General features: G+C 67.3%; 17 protein-coding genes. 7 read left to right on the forward strand and 10 right to left on the reverse strand.

Annotated elements, in window-relative coordinates; translation table 11 throughout:
• Positions 1 to 155: 155 nt before the first annotated feature.
• The gene (locus ABW137_RS20245; protein ID WP_526403225.1) at positions 156 to 845 is read left to right on the forward strand and encodes an iron-dependent transcriptional repressor DtxR; all 690 of its coding nucleotides are present in this window, start codon (positions 156 to 158) and stop codon (positions 843 to 845) included.
• On the opposite strand, the gene ABW137_RS20250 is transcribed toward ABW137_RS20245, so the two are convergent.
• Complete coding sequence (locus ABW137_RS20250) at positions 842 to 1891, reverse strand: DUF4192 family protein (RefSeq protein ID WP_526403226.1); 1050 nt, start codon at positions 1889 to 1891, stop codon at positions 842 to 844. The two genes, ABW137_RS20245 and ABW137_RS20250, sit on opposite strands and share 4 nt — an antisense overlap.
• A 171-nt stretch (positions 1892 to 2062) precedes the next feature.
• Between ABW137_RS20250 and sthA the strand changes: the two genes are divergently transcribed.
• Positions 2063 to 3469 carry a Si-specific NAD(P)(+) transhydrogenase gene (gene sthA / locus ABW137_RS20255; protein WP_526403241.1) on the forward strand — a complete coding sequence of 469 codons (1407 nt, stop codon included), beginning with the start codon at positions 2063 to 2065 and terminating at the stop codon, positions 3467 to 3469.
• Here the strand turns inward: sthA and ABW137_RS20260 are convergent, their stop codons facing one another.
• On the reverse strand, positions 3470 to 4261 hold the full coding sequence (locus ABW137_RS20260) for a trypsin-like serine peptidase (RefSeq protein WP_526403227.1): 792 nt from the start codon (positions 4259 to 4261) through the stop codon (positions 3470 to 3472).
• 146 nt (positions 4262 to 4407) lie between these two features.
• Here ABW137_RS20260 and ABW137_RS20265 point away from each other — a divergent pair, with 146 nt between their 5' ends.
• The 3 genes from ABW137_RS20265 (at position 4408) to ABW137_RS20275 (ending at position 7232) form a co-directional block, all read left to right on the forward strand.
• Positions 4408 to 5391 carry a proteasome assembly chaperone family protein gene (locus tag ABW137_RS20265; protein ID WP_526403228.1) on the forward strand — a complete coding sequence of 328 codons (984 nt, stop codon included), beginning with the start codon at positions 4408 to 4410 and terminating at the stop codon, positions 5389 to 5391.
• Between the two features lie 40 nt (positions 5392 to 5431).
• Positions 5432 to 6457, forward strand: a complete 1026-nt coding sequence (locus ABW137_RS20270; RefSeq protein WP_526403229.1) for an alpha/beta fold hydrolase — start codon at positions 5432 to 5434, stop codon at positions 6455 to 6457.
• A 76-nt stretch (positions 6458 to 6533) separates the two neighbouring features.
• Positions 6534 to 7232 (forward strand): PhzF family protein, encoded by a 699-nt coding sequence (locus ABW137_RS20275; RefSeq protein ID WP_526403230.1) that lies wholly within the window; start codon positions 6534 to 6536, stop codon positions 7230 to 7232.
• Positions 7233 to 7236: 4 nt separating this feature from the next.
• Here the strand turns inward: ABW137_RS20275 and nrdR are convergent, their stop codons facing one another.
• Together nrdR and ABW137_RS20285 are read right to left on the reverse strand one after the other, a co-directional pair.
• Positions 7237 to 7698, reverse strand: coding sequence for a transcriptional regulator NrdR (nrdR, locus tag ABW137_RS20280; RefSeq protein ID WP_526403231.1), 462 nt, complete (start codon positions 7696 to 7698; stop codon positions 7237 to 7239).
• Positions 7699 to 7784: 86 nt separating this feature from the next.
• Entirely contained in the window at positions 7785 to 8237 is a 453-nt protein-coding gene (locus ABW137_RS20285) for a LysM peptidoglycan-binding domain-containing protein (RefSeq protein ID WP_526403232.1), read from the reverse strand.
• 254 nt (positions 8238 to 8491) lie between these two features.
• Here ABW137_RS20285 and lexA point away from each other — a divergent pair, with 254 nt between their 5' ends.
• The gene (gene lexA, locus ABW137_RS20290; RefSeq protein ID WP_526403233.1) at positions 8492 to 9157 is read left to right on the forward strand and encodes a transcriptional repressor LexA; all 666 of its coding nucleotides are present in this window, start codon (positions 8492 to 8494) and stop codon (positions 9155 to 9157) included.
• A gap of 10 nt (positions 9158 to 9167) precedes the next feature.
• Here the strand turns inward: lexA and ABW137_RS20295 are convergent, their stop codons facing one another.
• Positions 9168 to 11273 carry an LGFP repeat-containing protein gene (locus ABW137_RS20295; protein ID WP_526403234.1) on the reverse strand — a complete coding sequence of 702 codons (2106 nt, stop codon included), beginning with the start codon at positions 11271 to 11273 and terminating at the stop codon, positions 9168 to 9170.
• 148 nt (positions 11274 to 11421) lie between these two features.
• Complete coding sequence (locus ABW137_RS20300) at positions 11422 to 12582, reverse strand: acyl-CoA dehydrogenase family protein (protein ID WP_526403235.1); 1161 nt, start codon at positions 12580 to 12582, stop codon at positions 11422 to 11424.
• Positions 12583 to 12736: 154 nt separating this feature from the next.
• Between ABW137_RS20300 and ABW137_RS20305 the strand changes: the two genes are divergently transcribed.
• A complete protein-coding gene (locus tag ABW137_RS20305; protein ID WP_526403236.1) occupies positions 12737 to 15049 on the forward strand; it encodes a molybdopterin guanine dinucleotide-containing S/N-oxide reductase in 2313 nt (770 codons plus the stop codon).
• On the opposite strand, the gene ABW137_RS20310 is transcribed toward ABW137_RS20305, so the two are convergent.
• The 4 genes from ABW137_RS20310 to ABW137_RS20325 all read right to left on the reverse strand — a co-directional run.
• Entirely contained in the window at positions 15046 to 16437 is a 1392-nt protein-coding gene (locus ABW137_RS20310) for a DEAD/DEAH box helicase (RefSeq protein ID WP_526403237.1), read from the reverse strand. The genes ABW137_RS20305 and ABW137_RS20310 overlap by 4 nt on opposite strands.
• 278 nt (positions 16438 to 16715) lie before the next feature.
• Positions 16716 to 18113: a GTPase HflX gene (gene hflX / locus ABW137_RS20315; protein WP_526403238.1), complete on the reverse strand. Its 1398-nt coding sequence runs from the start codon at positions 18111 to 18113 to the stop codon at positions 16716 to 16718.
• 45 nt (positions 18114 to 18158) lie between these two features.
• Complete coding sequence (dapF, locus tag ABW137_RS20320) at positions 18159 to 19031, reverse strand: diaminopimelate epimerase (protein ID WP_526403239.1); 873 nt, start codon at positions 19029 to 19031, stop codon at positions 18159 to 18161.
• A 4-nt stretch (positions 19032 to 19035) separates the two neighbouring features.
• A partial coding sequence (locus ABW137_RS20325; protein ID WP_526403240.1) for a tRNA (adenosine(37)-N6)-dimethylallyltransferase occupies positions 19036 to 19625 on the reverse strand: 590 nt, incomplete at its 5' end.

Raw genomic sequence — 19625 nt, forward strand, 5'->3', positions numbered from 1 at the left:
GCCGCGACCCGCGGCGGGCATCACCCTTCTCCCGGTGCCGTCGATCGGCGAACCACGTCGAGTTCGGCCCGCGGGACACTTTGTGTCGCCATGAGGTTGCAGCCCAGTTCAGGCGCCGTCACCGGTAGACTCGGGGTCAATACGGAGGGCCACACATGAACGACCTGATCGATACCACTGAGATGTACTTGCGGACGATCTACGACCTCGAGGAAGAGGGCGTGGTGCCGCTGCGCGCGCGGATCGCCGAACGTCTCGAACAGAGCGGACCGACGGTCAGCCAGACGGTTTCGCGCATGGAGCGCGACGGTCTGCTGCACGTGGCCGGTGACCGCCATCTGGAACTCACCGACAAGGGCCGAGCGCTCGCCGTGTCCGTGATGCGCAAGCACCGACTCGCCGAGCGGTTGCTGGTCGACGTGATCGGCCTGCCATGGGAGGAAGTCCACGCCGAGGCTTGCCGCTGGGAGCACGTCATGAGCGAGGACGTCGAGCGGCGCCTCGTCCACGTGCTCGACAATCCGACCACGTCGCCGTTCGGCAATCCGATCCCCGGCCTCGCCGAACTCGGCGTTCCGCAGTCGGATTCCGAAGACGTCAGCCTGGTGCGACTGACCGAGCTGCCCTCGGGCTTTCCTGTCGCCGTGCGGGTTCGCCAGCTCACCGAGCACGTTCAGGGTGACACCGCCTTGATCTGTCGTCTCAAGGACGCCGGGGTGGTTCCCGACGCGCGCGTCACGGTGCAGATCGGCGACCACGGCAGCGTGCTGATCGTGATTCCCGGCCACGAGCAGGTCGAGCTCCCCCACCACATGGCGCACGCCGTTCTGGTGGAGAAGGTCTAGCCGGCGCGCGTATCCGGCCGGTGGCGTGGCGGCAGCTCTACGCCCAGCCGCCTGGCCATCCGGTATCCAGTCTGAGCCAGCTCACGAATCTGGTCCGGCCGCATCCCGGTCTGCAATGCCTGATCAAGCATTGTGGCCATGCGGTGGTTCTCGTCGCTACGCAGCGCCGCCTCAAGCGATATCCCCGCCAGTGGTCCATCACCCCGGGAGTACGCCGAAAAGCCCAGGAGCACCAGGGCTTCCATCCGCCACGGATCGGGCAGAGTCCGCGCCAGCAGCGCCCACAGTGCCTCAGCGTGGTCGGCGTCGCGGCCAACGGCGAGCGCGTAGAGGGTGTCCCGCACGCGCGGATCCGTCAACGCGCGGCCCAGGGCCGCCAGATCGGCCTCGGCCGGGTCGCGTCCCTCCGCAAGTAGCCGGACCAGGTCCAACGCGTGCTCCACGTCCTCGCGTGCCTGGGCGTCGGTTCGCGCTGCATCGTCGTCATCGGCGGACTCCATCTGCAAGCGAAGGGCCGCAGCACGTTCCGGGTCGGCGACCGCGATCACGTCCTGCAATTCGGCGCGGGAGGTGTAGAGCCGGCGGCCGTCCAATACCGCCGCCACCGCCATCGGCGACGACCCGGGGTCCTCGATGGTGCCCTCCGCCAGGCACCCGTCCGCGCACCGCCAGCGACCGCCCGCGACCAGCTTGTCCACGACGTGGGCAGCGAGCAGTTCGATGCCCCGGTCGGCCAGGACCTCGAAGAGGGCGTCGGCCAGTCGGCGATGGTCGTCGGCACACGCCCGGCAGGCGGCGCCCTCCGCGTCGACGATGACGGCGATGGCGCCGTCGGGGCTGCTGGCCGACGCCACGTCGGCCATCCGCTCGATCGACTCGAGGAGATCGTCCGCGAGGTCCGCTCGCATCACGCACCCGAGTTGACCGCGTTCCACGGTGACGAGGACGAGGGAGTCCTCGGGCACGAAGCCCAGAACGGCAGGGACCGCAGCAATCAGCGAGCCAGGCCTGTTGAGGTGGAAGTCCGATGATCTGAAAGTCGTCATGGGCCGAACTTCGCAGGAGCCGGTGTCACGAACCGGTCCCGACGCCCGCCCGACCCGGCCAGCTGTGGACGAACGGCGGACTGTGGACAACAGCCCGTTGTTCACGCGCTATTGACGTCCTCGGCATGCAAGATCAGCCCAAGCGGCGTACACCTGTTCAACATGGGTTCCATGCAGGAGTACGACCTCGTCGTCATCGGGTCCGGCCCCGGCGGTCAGAAGGCCGCCATCGCCGCCGCCAAGCTCGGCAAGTCCGTCGCCGTCATCGAAAGGGGCCTGATGCTCGGCGGCGTCTGCGTGAACACCGGCACCATCCCCAGCAAGACGCTGCGCGAGGCCGTCGTCTACCTCACCGGTATGAGTCAACGCGAGCTGTACGGCGCAAGCTACCGGGTCAAGGAGAAGATCACCCCCGCTGACCTGCTTGCGCGCACACAGCACGTCATCGGCAAGGAAATCGACGTCGTGCGCTCCCAGCTGATGCGCAACCGCGTCGAGCTCTACGTCGGCCATGCCCGCTTCGTCGACGCCAACACGTTGCAGGTGGAGGACCCCAACCGCGCCGAGAGCATTTCCGTCAGGGGCAGCAAGGTCGTCATCGCGACCGGAACCAAGCCGCTGCGGCCCACCGGAGTGGAGTTCGACGAGTCACGGGTACTGGACTCCGACGGAATCCTGGACCTCAAGACGATTCCCACGTCAATGGTCGTCGTCGGCGCCGGCGTCATCGGCATCGAATACGCCTCGATGTTCGCCGCGTTGGGCACCAAGGTGACGGTCGTGGAGAAGCGGCCGACCATGCTGGACTTCTGCGACCCCGAGATCGTCGAGGCGTTGCGCTTCCACCTTCGAGACCTCGCGGTGACGTTCCGCTTCGGCGAGGAGGTGACCGCCGTCGACGTCGGGTCCTCCGGCACCGTCACCACCTTGGCCAGCGGCAAGCAGATCCCCGCCGAGACCGTGATGTACTCGGCTGGCCGTCAGGGCCAGACCGAGCACCTCGACCTCGAGGCCGCCGGACTGGAGGCCGACAATCGGGGCCGAATCTTCGTCGACGACAACTATCAGACCAAGGTCGACCACATCTACGCCGTCGGTGACGTCATCGGCTTCCCAGCACTCGCGGCCACCTCGATGGACCAGGGCCGGCTCGCGGCGTACCACGCGTTTGGCGAGCCCTGCAAGGGAATGACCGAGCTGCAGCCCATCGGGATCTACTCCATCCCCGAGGTGTCCTATGTCGGCGCCAGCGAGGTCGACCTGACCAAGGACTCGATTCCCTACGAAGTCGGCGTGTCGCGCTACCGCGAGCTGGCCCGCGGCCAGATCGCGGGTGACTCGTACGGCATGCTCAAGCTTCTGGTCTCGACCGAGGACCTCAAGCTGCTCGGCGTCCACATCTTCGGCACCAACGCCACCGAGATGGTGCACATCGGCCAAGCCGTGATGGGCTGCGGCGGCACCGTCGAATACCTGGTCGACGCGGTATTCAACTACCCCACGTTCTCCGAGGCCTACAAGGTCGCCGCACTGGACGTGATGAACAAGCTGCGCGCGCTCAGCCAGTTCCGGGCCTGACTAGCAGTCGTCGTCGAACACCGCGGGCGGGTCGTCACCCGGCCCGGAGGCCTCCGCGCGGGCCAGCAGTCGCTTGATCGCATCATCGAACGGCGGCGTGTACGAGACGTTCTCCAGACAACCCCCACCCTCGAGCCCCCCGACGATCCCGAGCGCGGTGGAGCCCGTCGTCCACGGCGATCCGCTGGTGCCTGCCACCAGGCCGCCGCACCGCAACGAGGGAAAGCCTCTGACATTGGCCGCCGTGGCAGCTTCACAACCGATGGGGACTCCCCCGACGCCGAACGCATACCCGGTGACCGTGACGTCGGTCCCCACCGGAGGCGTCGCCCCGAGAGTAAAACCGCCACCCGTGAGCGCCTCGATCGCATCGCCACCATCGCGGCTCACCCTGGCGATCGCGAAGTCGGCCAACGGATCCTGGTCCGACACCCACCGCGGATCGAGATAGACCTCGCCAATATTCCAGAAGTCTTGTGGCTCAGCGTTATTCGCGAACGCCGGGACGAACGATGCGTCGACGCCACCGGCCATGCAATGCGCCGCGGTGAGGATCAAATCACCCGCCGCCGAGTCCAACACCGAGCCGGTGCAAGTGTGCATCGTCGGGCCGCCAAGGAAGATTGCGCCGACCCGTGGGTCCGGACCCACCTCGACCGCGCTCTTGCTCGGCGGCGCCTTCTCGGCTCGGGGGGACGAATGCCGCGGCTCGCTGGGTGGGGACGAGGGGGCCGTGCACGACGTGGCCACCACCGTCATCGCGGCGAGGAGAGCCACTACGGTGCGACGCATGCCGAGATCTTGCCCGATGCAGCTGGCAGCGGCAGCGGGCGACGGAATGCGCGTGCGGCACCCCCGTGTTTCACCAGTAACAAGGGGCCGGGCTGGCAACAACGGCGAAGTGCGAGACACTGGACTCTACGAGGAGGCGAGGCAGAATGGCCGATCACCCAGAAGGCGCAGGGCAGCAGTACCAACCCGAGCAGACCGGGATCTACGAACTGGAGTTCCCCGCACCCCAGCTGTCGTCGGAGGACGGCCGCGGACCGGTGATGATTCACGCCCTTGAGGGCTTCTCCGATGCCGGACACGCCATCAGGATCGCCGCATCGCATCTCAAGGACACGTTGGACACCGAACTGGTGGCCTCGTTCGCGATCGACGAGTTGCTGGACTACCGCTCGCGGCGCCCGCTGATGACGTTCAAGACCGACCACTTCACGCATTACGACGATCCCGAGCTCAATCTGTACGCGATGCACGACTCGGTGGGAACGCCGTTTCTGCTGCTGGCGGGTCTGGAGCCAGATCTCCGGTGGGAGCGGTTCATCACCGCCGTACGGCTGCTGGCCGAGCGGCTCGGCGTCCGTCAGGTCATCGGCCTCGGGACCATCCCCATGGCGGTGCCGCACACCCGCCCGGTCACGATGACGGCGCACTCGACCGACAAGGAGCTCATCGCCGAGCATCAACCGTGGGTGGGTGAGGTCCAGGTGCCTGCCAGCGTCTCCAATCTGTTGGAGTACCGGATGACGCAACATGGCCACGACGCGGTCGGGTTCACCGTTCACGTGCCGCATTACCTGGCGCAAACCGACTACCCGCCCGCGGCGGAGGCGCTGCTGAGCCAGGTCGCCAAGACCGGATCGTTGCGGATCCCGCTAACGACGCTGAGCGAGGCGGGCGCCGAGGTTCACACCAAGATCGATGAACAGGTGTCATCCAGCGAAGAGGTCGCTCAAGTGGTAACCGCTCTCGAGCGCCAGTACGATGCGTTCGTTGCCGCCCAGGAAAATCGCTCCCTTCTGGCGCGCGACGAGGACCTGCCCAGTGGTGAGGAACTCGGCGCCGAGTTCGAGCGCTTTCTCGCCCAGCAGACCGGTGATGGGTTGACCGACGAGGGTGGCGACGGAGGGTCTTGACAAGGCCGCCCCGACCGGGGCCCGACGACGGAGTGTGGCGATGGCGACGAACCGTAAGCCCAACCTGCAGCCAGTGCGCGAGGTCGTGCCGACGCTTCACTACCGCACCATCCACGGGTACCGGCGGGCGTTTCGGATCGCCGGCTCGGGTCCTGCGATCCTGCTGATTCACGGCATCGGGGACAACTCCACGACGTGGAGCACCGTGCAGACCAAGTTGGCCCAGCGTTTCACCGTGATCGCACCGGACTTATTGGGCCATGGGAGGTCCGACAAGCCGCGGGCCGACTACTCGGTGGCCGCCTATGCCAACGGCATGCGCGATCTGCTGAGTGTCTTGGACATCGAGCGGGTGACGGTCGTTGGCCATTCCCTCGGCGGTGGGGTGGCGATGCAATTCGCTTACCAGTTCCCACAATTGGTCGACCGGTTGATTCTGGTCGGGGCGGGTGGGGTCACCAAGGACGTCAACGTCGCGTTGCGGTTCGCGTCCCTGCCCATGGCCAGTGAAGCGCTTGCGTTGCTGCGACTACCGGGCGTGCTGCCCGCCCTGCAGGTCATCGGAAGCATCGGCGGGACACTGTTCGGGTCGACGGGTGTCGGACGCGACATTCCCGACGTGCTGCGCATCCTCGCCGATCTGCCCGAACCCACCGCATCGTCGGCGTTCGCTCGAACGCTGCGCGCCGTGGTGGACTGGCGGGGCCAGGTCGTCACCATGCTCGATCGATGTTATTTGACCGAATCCGTTCCAGTGCAGCTCATCTGGGGCTCCCAAGACTCGGTGATCCCCGTCAGTCATGCCCGCATGGCCCACGCCGCGATGCCAGGCGCCCAACTGGAAGTCTTCGAGGGCTCCGGCCACTTCCCGTTCCACGACGATCCCGACCGCTTCGTCGAACTCGTCCAGAAGTTCATCGACGGTACTGAACCCGCTGTCTACGACCAGGACCTGCTGCGCAACCTCCTGCGCACCGGGGTCAGCGAGAACGGCCTCACGGGAAGCATCGGCACCCGCGTCGCCGTGCTCGACGCCATGGGACACGACGAGCGCTCCGCCACCTGACGATGCGAAGCGACACCGGCCCGGCCGGTGAACGCCCTTCGGGTCGACCACCCTGGGCCGCCGGTAGCATCGCTCCATGGCCTTGGACGTGACCGTGCTTCGGGTGTTCACCGACGCGAACGGCGACTATGGAAATCCACTCGGCGTGGTAGACGCCAGCCTGGTGGCACCTACCGATCGGCAGCGGGTCGCCACCGAATTGGGGTACAGCGAAACGATTTTCATTGACCTTCCGGAGTCTGGCGCACCGACCGCGACCGCGCACATCTTCACTCCGACGGTCGAGTTACCCTTCGCCGGACATCCCACCGTCGGGGCCTCGTGGTGGCTCGCTGTCCGCGGTACGCCGGTCAAGACGTTGCAGGTTCCGGCGGGTCTGGTGCAGACCGGTCACGAGGAGCGTCCGGACGGCGATTTCTCGGTGATCAGCGCGCGCGCCGAGTGGGCGCCGGACTTCTCGATATACGACCTGAATTCGGTCGACGCCGTCCTCGACGCCGATCCCGACGACTACGGCGACGACGTCGAGCACTACGTGTGGGCGTGGATCGACCAGGCTGCGGGGTCCATTCGCTCCCGCATGTTCGCCAGCCACCTCGGCATCGTCGAGGACGAGGCGACAGGCGCCGGGGCGGTCCGCATCACCGAGTACCTGAGTCGCGATCTCGTGATCACGCAGGGCAGGGGCTCTCAGCTCCGCACCAATTGGAGCGCCGACGGCTGGGTGAAGGTGGGGGGCCGCGTGGTCGACGACGGAGTCCGCCAGCTCGACTGACGGTTCAGCTCGAACTGACGCCGCGGTGGGCGCGCAGCGCTTCGATCTCACGCTCGAAGTCGTCGGCCGAGGAGAACGAGCGATATACCGAGGCGAAGCGGAGGTACGCGACCTCGTCCAGGTCGCGAAGTGGACCCAGAATCGCCAAGCCGACTTCGTGACTGGGCACTTCCGGTGAGCCGGCTGCCCGGACGGCGTCCTCGACCTGCTGCGCAAGGAGGTTCAGTGCGTCGTCGTCGACCTGCCGACCCTGACATGCTCGACGGACGCCCTTGATGACTTTTTCGCGGCTGAACGGCTCGGTGACGCCGCTGCGCTTGACGACCGCCAGCACCGCGGTCTCGACGGTGGTGAACCTGCGCCCGCATTCCGGGCAGGATCTGCGCCGTCGGATCGCCTGGCCCTCGTCGGTCTCCCGGGAGTCCACGACGCGGGAATCGGGGTTGCGGCAGAACGGGCAGTGCATTTCCGCTCCTTCGCCGCGACTGGGTACTTCGGTCGCGTACGAGCGTACCGTTGCACGACAGCGAGTTTCACGGCGCATGCCGCGGTTCACCCGACCGGTGCGATGAGAGTCCGCCCGGCGTCGACGGCGAGGGTGTCGAGTTCGTTGAGATCCCGGATCTGATCGACGACGGACGCGACCGGCGCATCCGGCGACACCCGCTGCGCCAGCTGCTCCAGAGACTCGCCCATCTGCAGTTGGACGACCGCCAGGCGGCCGGGGACGGGCGTCGGCGTCTCGGCTGTGCCACCCAGCTGCGCCATCAGGCCCAGCCACACCGTGATGCCTGCGGCGACGAGCGCGAGCAGCACGGTGGCCAGCGGGGTGACGGGGCGACGCCGGTGCGAAGCCCTGGACATCAGGACCCCTGAACTGCGGTAGTGCAGCGGGGCTCCCGCGGGCCGCTGGGTCGCCGCGGGACGTCGACCGGCGCCCGAACGAGTCGGCCGGACGGGCCGCAGGACGAGGTCGGTGGGGTTTTCGCGAGTGATGATCGTCATCTCAAGGCCTTTCTGTTGGCGCTTCCGGTGCACTGGTCGGTGGCTGGCTGGTCGGTTCGCGTGGTGCCAATCGAACATGTGTTTCGCTCTCGTGTTCGAACTCTAATCGCTCAGGTGTTCGATGACTAGAACATGTGATCGAACTGTTGCAAACGATAAACCGGGCCACCGACAAGTCGGCCGGCACGACAATGAGGCGACACGCCTCGAACACATGTTTGATTCTCATCGACCTGGCGACTACATTCGGCGCCATGAGTGACAGCAACGACACGGTTCTCACCGACCGTCAGCGCACCATCCTCGACGTCATCCGCGAGTCGGTGACCACGCGCGGCTATCCCCCGAGCATCCGCGAGATCGGTGACGCCGTCGGTCTGACGTCGACGTCGTCGGTTGCGCATCAGCTCCGCACGCTGGAGCGCAAGGGATATCTGCGGCGCGACGCCAACCGGCCGCGCGCGGTCGACGTGCGCGCGTCCGACGATCCGAGCCGGCAGCCGGCTGCCGTCGTCACCGACGTCGCCGGATCGGACGCCCTGCCCGAGCCGACGTTCGTCCCCGTACTTGGACGCATCGCGGCCGGTGGCCCCATCCTCGCCGAGGAGGCCGTCGAGGACGTCTTCCCGCTACCGAAGGAGCTCGTCGGCGAGGGGTCGCTGTTCCTGCTCAAGGTGGTCGGTGAGTCGATGATCGATGCCGCCATCTGCGACGGCGACTGGGTGGTGATCCGGCAACAGAACGTGGCCGACAACGGTGACATCGTGGCGGCGATGATCGACGGCGAGGCCACGGTCAAGACGTTCAAGCGCACCAACGGTCAGGTGTGGTTGATGCCCCACAACCCGGCGTTCGATCCGATTCCCGGCAACGACGCCGCAATTCTGGGCAAGGTCGTTACCGTGATCAGGAAGATCTAGTCGAAGCGTCCTAGCCTCTGGTGAATCCGTTGGTCAACGCGAACTCTTCACTGGCAAACCATATTTCGGCCCTGGCCTGGTCGTAGCCACCACTCTCGGGCATCCAGTAGGTGCCTGTTCTGGTGTCGGCCTTGATCGGATACCCCTCGGGTGCGGTGAAGGGATCGCCTGCCGCCAAGCGCAGGGACGTCTCTGCGACGTCGGGTTCAGTGAGCTGGATCGCCGCATGCCGACCGCTGGGCGGCCCGCTGGCAGGTTCGGGCTCGTCCGGCTCCTCGTACGGCGGCCTGTCCGCTTGTGGCTCCGGCTCATCAGCGGACACGAGGTCGAACTTCGGCTCCGGCTCGTCATCCACGACCTCGGGTGACTCGTCGGGCTCGTTGAACCACGGATGACGTTCCGGTTCGGGCTCTGGTTCCGGCTCGTCATGGCCGGCTACGGCGGCCTCGTCGCCGGCTGGGGCGGCCTCCTCACCGGTTGGGGCGTCGTCGGTGAGCTCGGCGTCGTCGGTGAGCTCGGCGTCGTCTGTGACGATGCGCGTGGGAGCGGTGTCGATGGCGTCCTGATCTTGGCGGAGATCCGCCACGAAGGGCTCGGCGGCTCCCTCGCGCGAGCTCTCGCCGAGGCCCTCGTGCTCGTCGTCCGGCGTAGCCCAGTTGCTTTGGCGGCTCGCTCGCGCGTCGAGGTAGTTCGCGCCAGACCCCTCGTCGTCATCGTCATCGTCGTCGTCGTCGAAGCCATCCAGCGGCGCGCGGTCGTCCCGGCGGCGCCGGTTCAGCAGGACTGCCGCGGTCACCACGCCCACGAGGAGGAGGACGGGGACGATGCCGAGGAGCCACCACCAGCTGAATCGCAAGCCGGTCGGGCTGCTCTCGTTGGGTGACTCGGCGGCCGGTGGCGGCTGCGGGGCTTCCTGCCCGGGGACTTCGAGCCCGGCCAGTTCTCCCGCAAGATTCGCTGGCTCGGTGGTGAATTCGTCGGTCTTCTTGTCCCAGGAGATCGCGCCGCCGCTGAACTTCTGGGTGATGACGTCGCCGCTCTCGGTCTGATCTGCAGTCGGCGCACCAAGTTCCCCGGTCGCGCCACCGAGCTTGGCCCACGCCGCGTTCATCGCTCCCCGAACGATCACTGCGCCGTAATCGGGCGTCCAAAAGATCGCGGGCTGATCGGCGGCAGCGAACGTGGCGATCTTGCTCAACGGAGCGATTCCACCGTCGTCTTCGTTGCTGGTCGGAAAGCCGAGGTCGCCTTGCGGCCCACCGACACTCTCGTACTTCGCCAGCACCTGACCGGTCAGGACGTTGGCTCCCGTTTCGGGGCTGTAGAAGATCTTTCCGCCCTCGAAGTTCTGCCCGGCGCCATCGGAGCCAATGGCGTACTGCTCTCCGTCGGCGGCGCCGAGTGGTCCCAGCGGCCCACCTGCGGCCCGGCGGGCGGCGTTGATGGCGCTCGTCACGTCGCCGGGGATCTCCAGCCCGGCGAGTTGGTCGGCCAATTCGGGTGGGGTGGTGGTGAACGCCTTGGTCTTGCGGTTCCAGGTCAACTGGCCGCCGGTGAAGGTCTGGCTGATCTCGTCGCCGCGGTAGGTCTCGTCGTCGGTGGGCACGCCGAGGACGCCTGCGGATCCGCCGACCTTGTCCCACGCGGCGTTGATCGCACCGCGCACGACGCGGGCTCCCGTGTCGGGAGTCCAGAAGATCACCGGCCGGTCGGCCGCGCTGAAGGTGGTGTTCCGGCTGCCGGGAGCTCGGCCGTCGCCCTCGTCGATGGTCGGAAAGCCAAGGTCGCCGTCGGCAGGACCGCCGAGCGCCAGATACTTGTCGAGAATCGCGCCCTGCATCGCGTGCGCGCCAGTGTCCGGAGTGAAGAAGATCCGTCCGCCCGCGAAGTTCTGGCCGAAGCCAGATCCGACCGGATAGACGCCGCCGTCCTTGATGCCGAGTGGCCCCGTCGGACCACCACCCCCGTCCCAGGCTGCGGTGATCGCGCCGTCGGCGTCACTTTCGGGCGTCGCGGCGGCGATGGGTGCCACGAGGAGGGCTGAGGCCACCGCCGCGACGAATCCGACGCAGGCACGTCCGATCGCCGTTCTCAGCCGGGTTCTGTGCCCCGTCATTGTGTCCTCCCCGCGTTCGACGCCGGCTTCCCTTGAGTGTCCAACGCGTCAACTCTGCTTCAGTCGACGTCCATCTTGAGGGATATCCAACCCGTTCGGGGTGTGTGTCGCGCGGGTGGGCGGTCAAAACACGGCGTCGGCGACCCGGTCAGACCCCCAGACTTCGCCCGATGATCTCCTTCATGATCTCGGTCGTGCCGCCGTAGATCGTTTGGATCCGGGAGTCGAGGAAGGCTCGCGCCACGGGGTATTCACGCATGTAGCCGTAGCCGCCGTGAAGCTGCAGACACCGATCGTTCAGTCGGACCTGAGCCTCGGTCGAGTACCACTTGGCCATTGCCGCCTGCTCGACGGTCAGCTTCTCCTCGAGGTGCAGCGCCAGGAACTGGTCGACCATCATGCGCACCACGGTGGCCTCGGTGGACAACTCGGCCAGCGTGAATCGCGTGTTTTGAAAGCTGCCGATCGGCTTGCCAAATGCCTTGCGGTCCTTGGTGTACTGCAGCGTCTCTTCGAGCACCGCCGCCATTCCGGCGGCCGCCATCACGGCGATGCTGATGCGCTCCTGGGGAAGGTTCTGCATCAGGTAGACGAAGCCCGAACCTTCCTCGCCGAGCAGGTTCTCGGCGGGAACCTTGACATCGGTGAACGACAGCTCGGCGGTGTCCTGCGCGTCCAGACCGATCTTGTCGAGGTGTCGGCCGCGTTCGAACCCGTCCATGCCGCGTTCGACGACGAGCAGCGAGAAGCCGAGCGCGCCCTTCTCCGGGTCGGTGCACGCCACCACGATGACGAGGTCGGAGTTGATTCCGTTGGTGATGAACGTCTTCGAGCCGTTGAGCACCCAGCTGCCATCCTCCTGCTTGACCGCACGGGTCTTGATGCCCTGGAGGTCGCTGCCCGTGCCGGGTTCCGTCATCGCGATGGCCGTGATCAGCTCGCCCGAGCAGAAGCCGGGCAGCCACCGCTGCTTTTGTTCCTCGGTGGCCAGCCGCAGCAGGTAGGGGGCGATGATGTCGTTCTGCAACGGGAAGCCGAGTCCGCTGTAGCGGCCTGCGGTGGTCTCCTCGGTGATGACGACGTTGTAGCGGAAGTCGGGCTCGCCGCCACCGCCGTACTCCTCCGGCACGGCCATGCCGAGAAAGCCCTGCTTGCCCGCCTCAAGCCACACGCCACGGTCAACGATCTTGTCCTTCTCCCACTGCTCGTGGAATGGCGCGACGTGGCGTTCGAGGAAGCCGCGGTAGGACTCACGGAACAGGTCGTGCTCGGGCTCGAAGAGGGTGCGGTCGTACTTGATGGCGCCCATGGATGACCTCCGGTCGGCAGGAGTGCGATTTGCCGACGACGATATACCACCCAACCGGATGGTTGATACCTGCGGTACCGCGGGGCGTCACGCGACGGCGCAGCCACCGATGGGCGGCGCCCGCTGGAGGCAACACCCCCTTAGAATCACCCCAATGGCCTCGACGTCACTCACACACTGGGGGGCGTTCTCCGCCGACGTCCGCGGTGGAGACATCGCCGCGGTTCGCCCGTTCGACGGTGACGCCGACCCCTCCCCGTTGCTCGGCAACCTTGCGGGTTCGATTCGGCACCAGTCCCGCGTCGCCACCCCCGCCGTGCGCCGCGGCTGGCTCGACGACGGTCCCGGCCCCACCACCCGGCGCGGCGCCGACGAGTTCGTCGCCGTGTCGTGGGATGAGCTCACCGAGCTGCTCGCCGACGAGCTGCGCCGCATCGTCGACATTCACGGCAACGAAGCCATCTATGGCGGGTCCTACGGCTGGGCCAGCGCCGGCCGCTTTCACCACGCCCAGAGCCAGGTCCATCGCTTCCTGAAGATGCTGGGCGGCTATACGTTTTCGCGGCACTCCTACAGCCTCGGCGCCACCGGGGTGATCATGCCGCGTGTCGTCGGCACCCACGACGACCTGTTCCAGCGCTCCACTGCGTGGGACGTCATCGCCGAGAACACCGAACTACTGGTGGGCTTTGGCGGTGTCGGGGTGAAGAACTCGGCCGTGAACTCGGGCGGCACCACGGATCACCCGACCCGCGGCGGATTGCGCAGCCTCCGCGAACGGGGCGGGCAGGTCGTCTCCATCAGCCCACTGCGCGACGACACCGACGGGGACTGCGAGTGGTTGGCTCCGTTGCCGGGAACCGACGTAGCGATCATGGTGGCGCTGGCCTACGTTCTGGCCACCGAGGGCCTGGCCGACCGCGCGTTCCTCGACAGGTACTGCACCGGTTATCCGGAGTTCGAGCGGTACCTCCTCGGCCTCGACGACGGCGTTCCGAAGTCACCGCAATGGGCAGCGGAGATCTCCGGATTGGCGGCAGAAGACCTCGTCGCACTGGCCCGACGCATGGCAGCGCACCGCACCATCGTGGTGGTCAGTTGGTCGCTGCAGCGTGTGCGTTACGGCGAGCAGGCCCCGTGGATGGGTGTGACGCTGGCCGCGATGCTCGGCCAGATCGGGCTGCCTGGAGGCGGTTTCGGCCACGGTTACGGATCGCAGAACGAGGTCGGGTCGGCGCCGTTGCGGTGCCGACTACCCACCTTCCCGCAGGGCGCCAACCCCGTCCAGGCCTTCATCCCGGTGGCGGCGATCTCCGACATGCTGCTGCACCCCGGCGAGGAGTTCACCTACAACGGCAGGACGCTGACCTACCCGGACATCAGGTGCGTCTACTGGGCGGGCGGCAATCCGTTCCACCACCATCAGAATCTGCCGCGGCTGCGGCGTGCCCTGGGCCGGGTCGACACGGTGGTGGTGCACGATCCGTATTGGACGGCGATGGCCAAGCATGCCGACATCGTCGTGCCATCGACCACTGCGTATGAGCGCGAAGACTATTCGGGCTCGCGCAACGACCCGATGCTGATGGCCATGCCAGCGCTTGCCGAGCCGTATGCGCAGTCCCGCGACGACTACACGACCTACTCGGCGATGGCCGAGAGGCTCGGCTTCGGGGAACGGTTCACCGAGGGCCGCACCGCGCGCGAGTGGCTGGTTCACATGTACGAGAAGTGGTCTGCAGAACTAGATTTCGACGTTCCGTCATTCGACGACTTCTGGGCGGCAGGTCAGTTGCGGTTGCCAACCGATACCAAGTTGTCGCTGTTCGCCGACTTCCGCGCCGACCCCGTCGCCCATCGGCTCAACACGCCAAGCGGGCGCATCGAAATCTTCTCCAGTGACATCGACGGGTTCGGCTACGACGACTGCGTTGGTCACCCCGCGTGGTACGAGCCGGAGGAGTGGCTCGGTGGCGAGCGCGCGGTCACCTATCCGCTGCATCTTCTCGCGAACCAACCGGCCACCCGGCTGCACAGTCAGCTGGACGGCGGGAAGACGAGCGTGGACTCGAAAGTGCAAGGGCGCGAACCCATTCGAATGCACCCGGACGATGCGGGGCGGCGTGGGTTGTCAGCGGGCGACGTCGTGCGAGTGTTCAATGACCGCGGCGCATGCCTGGCCGGCCTGGTCGTGGACGATCGCCTACGCCACGGCGTGGTGCAACTCTCCACGGGCGCGTGGTACGACCCGGAGGATCCTGCCGACACCGACGCCATGTGCGTACACGGCAATCCCAACGTGTTGACGGCCGACATCGGCACGTCGTCACTTGCCAAGGGGTGTACCGGAGCTCACGTTCTCGTCGAGGTTGAGAAGTTCGACGGTCCGTTGCCGCCGGTGCGGGCCCATCAGCCGCCGACGATCGTCGCCCGAGGCGACGACCGCCGGACGGCCGCTCAGAGCTAGGAGCTGGCCTGGGCCCGGCCGTAACCGGACCTCGGCTTGCGAGGCCCACCGCCGCGTCGACTGCCGCCGCCCGAACCTGCGGGCCGGCCGTTGGAGCCGCCGACCCCACGGTGCGCACCGCTGCCGCCGCGGTGAGATCCCCCGGATCCGCGGCGACCACCACCATTGCCGCCCGCGCGCACGGGAGCAGGCGTCGTCGGCCGCACCGGGGGCTCTTGATGCGGGGCGATCTCGCCGACGAGCTCGAGAACGCTCTCGGAGTCGGCGCGCACCTGCTGCGGCTGGGCCGTGATGCCTGCCTTGCGCAGCAGCTGCTGGGTGTCCCTTCGCTGCTCGGGAAGCACGACGGTCACGACGTCGCCGGCGCTTCCCGCGCGAGCCGTGCGGCCGGAGCGGTGAAGGTATGCCTTGTGTTCGACGGGCGGGTCGACGTGCACGACGAGTTCGACGTCGTCGACGTGGACGCCGCGGGCGGCGATGTCGGTGGCGACGAGCACGCGAGCGTCACCCGAGCTGAACGCCGCGAGGTTGCGGTCGCGGGCGGGCTGAGACAGGTTGCCGTGCAGGTCGACTGACGGCACGCCGGCGTCGGTGAGCTGCTTGGCGAGCTTGCGGGCCTGATGCTTGGTGCGCATGAACAGGATCCGGCGCCCGGTGCCCGATGCGAGGCGGTGCACGAGCTGCGTCTTCTCCTGCGCGCCCGACACGTGGAACACGTGGTGGGTCATGGCCACCGGCGGTGCGTCGATCTCGTCGACGGAGTGGGTGACCGGCTTGCTCAGGAAGCGGTTTACGAGCTTGTCGACGCCGTTGTCGAGCGTCGCGGAGAACAGCAGTCGCTGCCCACCCGTCGGCGTGGCGGCGAGGATGCGGGTAACGCCGGGCAGGAAGCCCAGATCGGCCATGTGGTCGGCCTCGTCGAGCACCGTGACCTGGACGGCGTCGAGGGTGACGAGGCGTTGCTTCATCAGGTCTTCGAGGCGACCGGGGCACGCGACGACGATGTCGACGCCGGCCCGCAGCGCGCTGACCTGCCTGGCCTGCGACACGCCGCCGAAGATGGTGGTGACGGTCATGCCGAGGGCAGCGGCCAAGGGCTCGATGACGGCGGTGATCTGGGTGGCCAGTTCGCGGGTGGGTGCCAACACCAGGCCTGCGGGACGCGACGGACGTCGCGTGTTGCCGGCGAGGCGTGCCACCAGTGGGATCGAGAAGGCCAGCGTCTTGCCGCTGCCGGTCTTGCCGCGGCCGAGCACGTCACGCCCGGCGAGGGTGTCGGGCAGGGTGCTGGTCTGGATGGGGAACGGGGTGGCGATGCCACGGTCCGCGAGCACGCGGCACAAGCGCTCCGGCACGCCGAGGGAGTCGAAGGTTGGTTCTGCAGTCATGTAGTAAATGCCTTTCGGGGCATGGTTACGGCCGCGGCTGCGCGAGACGAGTGAGGTCAGGCGAATACGGGCTCGATGGGCGAGATTGCCGGTGGGCAATATCGATCGCCGCGAGAAGAGCTAGTGCAATGCACTGATCGCCAGAATGCGGTGAGCCACGTCACTGTGGCCGGAGGCTTCGGGATGATCGAGCGTTCCACGACGTGTTGACGGCGCGAAGCGACACCAACATTGTCACGAAGTCTACCGCACTCCAGTGGGATTCCTTCGAGGGCGGCTCAGAACGTGGCGAACTCGCGCAGGCTCGCGGCCAACGGTGCTGGAACGCGAGCCTTGACCCTCGTCCCGGCTTCGGTGTGTTCGGTGGCGTCCACGCGCCCGTCCTCGTGCATGCGGGCGATGAGATCGCCACGGTCGTACGGGATCGTCACGTCTACGGCCGAATCCGTCGGCGGCACCAATTCGCTCATACGCGACCGCAGGCGTTCGACACCGTCGCCGGTGCGTGCCGAGACGAAGATCGCCTCGGGTAGTGCCCGCCGAAGCTGAGCCAAACCGAGGCCGGTGGCCGCGTCGATCTTGTTGACCACCAACAACTCCGGAGGTGGAGCGATGCCGTACTCCTGAACGACTTCGTTGACGACCTGTCGAACCGCGTTGACCTGATTCAGCGGGTTCTCGTCCGATCCGTCGATGACGTGGACCAGAAGTTGGGCGTCGACGACCTCTTCGAGGGTCGAACGGAATGCCTCGACCAGCTGGGTCGGCAGATGCCGCACGAAACCCACGGTGTCGGTGAGCACGAAGGGTCGACCGTCCTCGAAATGGCCACGGCGCGTGGTGGGTTCGAGCGTGGCGAACAGAGCGTTCTCGACGAGGACCCCGGCTCCGGTGAGCGCGTTGAGCAAGCTGGACTTTCCAGCGTTGGTGTAGCCGACGATCGCGATCGATGCCAGGTCGCTCTGCAGACGACGGCCGCGTTGGGTGTCGCGGGTCTTCTTCATGTCCTTGATCTCGCGGCGGAGCTTGGACATTCGTTCGCGGATGCGTCGACGATCGGTTTCGATCTTGGTCTCGCCGGGCCCGCGGGTGCCCACGCCGCCGCCGCTACCGCCTGCGCCGCCGCCCTGCCGGGACATCGACTCACCCCAGCCGCGGAGCCTCGGCAGCATGTACTCCATCTGCGCAAAGGCCACCTGCGCCTTGCCTTCTGCGCTGGTGGCGTGCTGGGCGAAGATGTCGAGGATCAGCGCGGTGCGGTCGATGACCTTGACCTTGACGATCTTCTCCAACGAGTTGAGCTGGGCGGGGCTGAGTTCACCGTCGCAGATCACGGTGTCGGCGCCGGTGGCCACGACGATGTCGCGGAGTTCGCGTGCCTTGCCCGATCCGATGTAGGTCGACGCATCGGGCTTGTCCCGGCGCTGGATCATGCCCTCGAGCACCTCGGAGCCTGCGGTCTCGGCCAAGGCGGCGAGTTCGGCGAGGCTGGCGTCGGCGTCGCTGGCGCTGCCGTCGGTCCACACGCCGATCAGTACGACGCGTTCCAGGCGCAGCTGGCGGTATTCGACTTCGGTGACGTCGGCGAGTTCGGTCGACAGACCTGCCACGCGGCGGAGCGCCGAGCGGTCTTCGAGGTCGAGTTCGCCGGTACTGGGGAGATGGGGATGAGTCATTGGCGAATACAGATTCGCACGGAGTTCACTTTTCATGCACCCCAATTAACGTTGATGGGTCTGCCACCATTCCTCGGACAGGTCGCCGTTGGCGACCAGCACCGACGGCCCGCGCAGGTAGCTGGTGGCGTCGGTGATCGTCACGGTGACCTCTCCGCCGGGGATCCGGACCTGCAGGGCACCGGTCTCGGCGCCCCGATGACGCAGGGCGGCGACCGCGGCAGCGACCGTTCCAGTTCCGCACGACCGGGTTTCGCCGACGCCGCGTTCGTGCACCCTCATGGTCACCGCGCCGTCGACCGGGGCGGTGAGGACTTCGACGTTGACGCCGTGCGGGAACTGCGCGGCGTCGAACCACACCGGGGCGGCCACGTCCAGAGCGGCCAGGTCCGTCTCGCTCAAGGCCGCGTCCACGCAGGCCAGGTGCGGATTGCCGACGTCGACGGCCACGCCGCCGAACCGGCGTCCGCCGACCACCGCCGAACCGGTGCCGAACTGGTTGGCCTTGCCCATGTCCACGGTGACGTCCGCAGCCAGCGCATCGGCCCGGTGCAGCACGACGGGGCGAGGGCCGGCAAGCGAGCCGACGACGAACTCGTCCCGCTGCTCCAGCCCGCTGGCCCGCAGGTAGTGAGCGAACACCCGGACTCCGTTGCCGCACATCTGGGCGACGGAGCCGTCGGCATTGCGGTAGTCCATGTACCAGTCGGCGGGGTCGACGCCTTCGGGAATGTCCTCGAAGACACCGACGGCGAGCGCCGCAGCGGCCGTGGTGACCCGAAGAACGCCGTCGGCACCCAGCCCGCGGCGCCGGTCGCACAGCGCTGCGACGGCGGACGGCGACAACTCCAGCCGGGCGTCGAGGTCCGGTAGCAGCACAAAGTCGTTCTCCGTGCCGTGTCCCTTCGCGAACTTCACCTGATCAGGATACGTCCGAGCGCCCCGATGGCCCCGCCCCCGCCCGCCGCGTCTCCCACCCGCGCAGCACCGCGTCGACGTTGTCCGCCTTGGCGCCGTCGAGCCAGTGCACGCGATGGTCGCGCCGGAACCACGACCGTTGCCGCCGCACGTAGCGCCGGGTACCGATGAAGGTGCGTTCCCTGGCCTCGGCGATGGCGTCTTCTCCCCCGCCGTCGGCAAGGGCGGTGAGCACCTGCGCATAGCCCAGTGCCCGCGACGCGGTGACACCGTCAGTCAGGCCCTTGTCGGTCAGTGCGATCACCTCGTCGACGAGGCCGTCGGCGAACATGACGTCGGTGCGCTTGGCCAGACGCTCGTCGAGAAGGTCGGTGTCCCAGTCCAACCCGACGATGTGGGTGTCCCACCGGGGTTCGCCGATCGTCGGTGCACTGGCGGCGAACGGCTGCCCCGTCAGCTCAACGACCTCCAACGCCCGCACGATGCGCCTGCCGTCGGTGGGCAAGATCGACGCCGCGGCTTCCGCGTCCACGTCGGCGAGTTCGGCGTGCAACGCGGCCACCCCGACGTCGGCGAGCCTGTCCTCCCAGCGGG

Source organism: Mycobacterium sp. (genome assembly GCF_040509115.1).
Lineage (GTDB): Bacteria > Actinomycetota > Actinomycetes > Mycobacteriales > Mycobacteriaceae > Mycobacterium.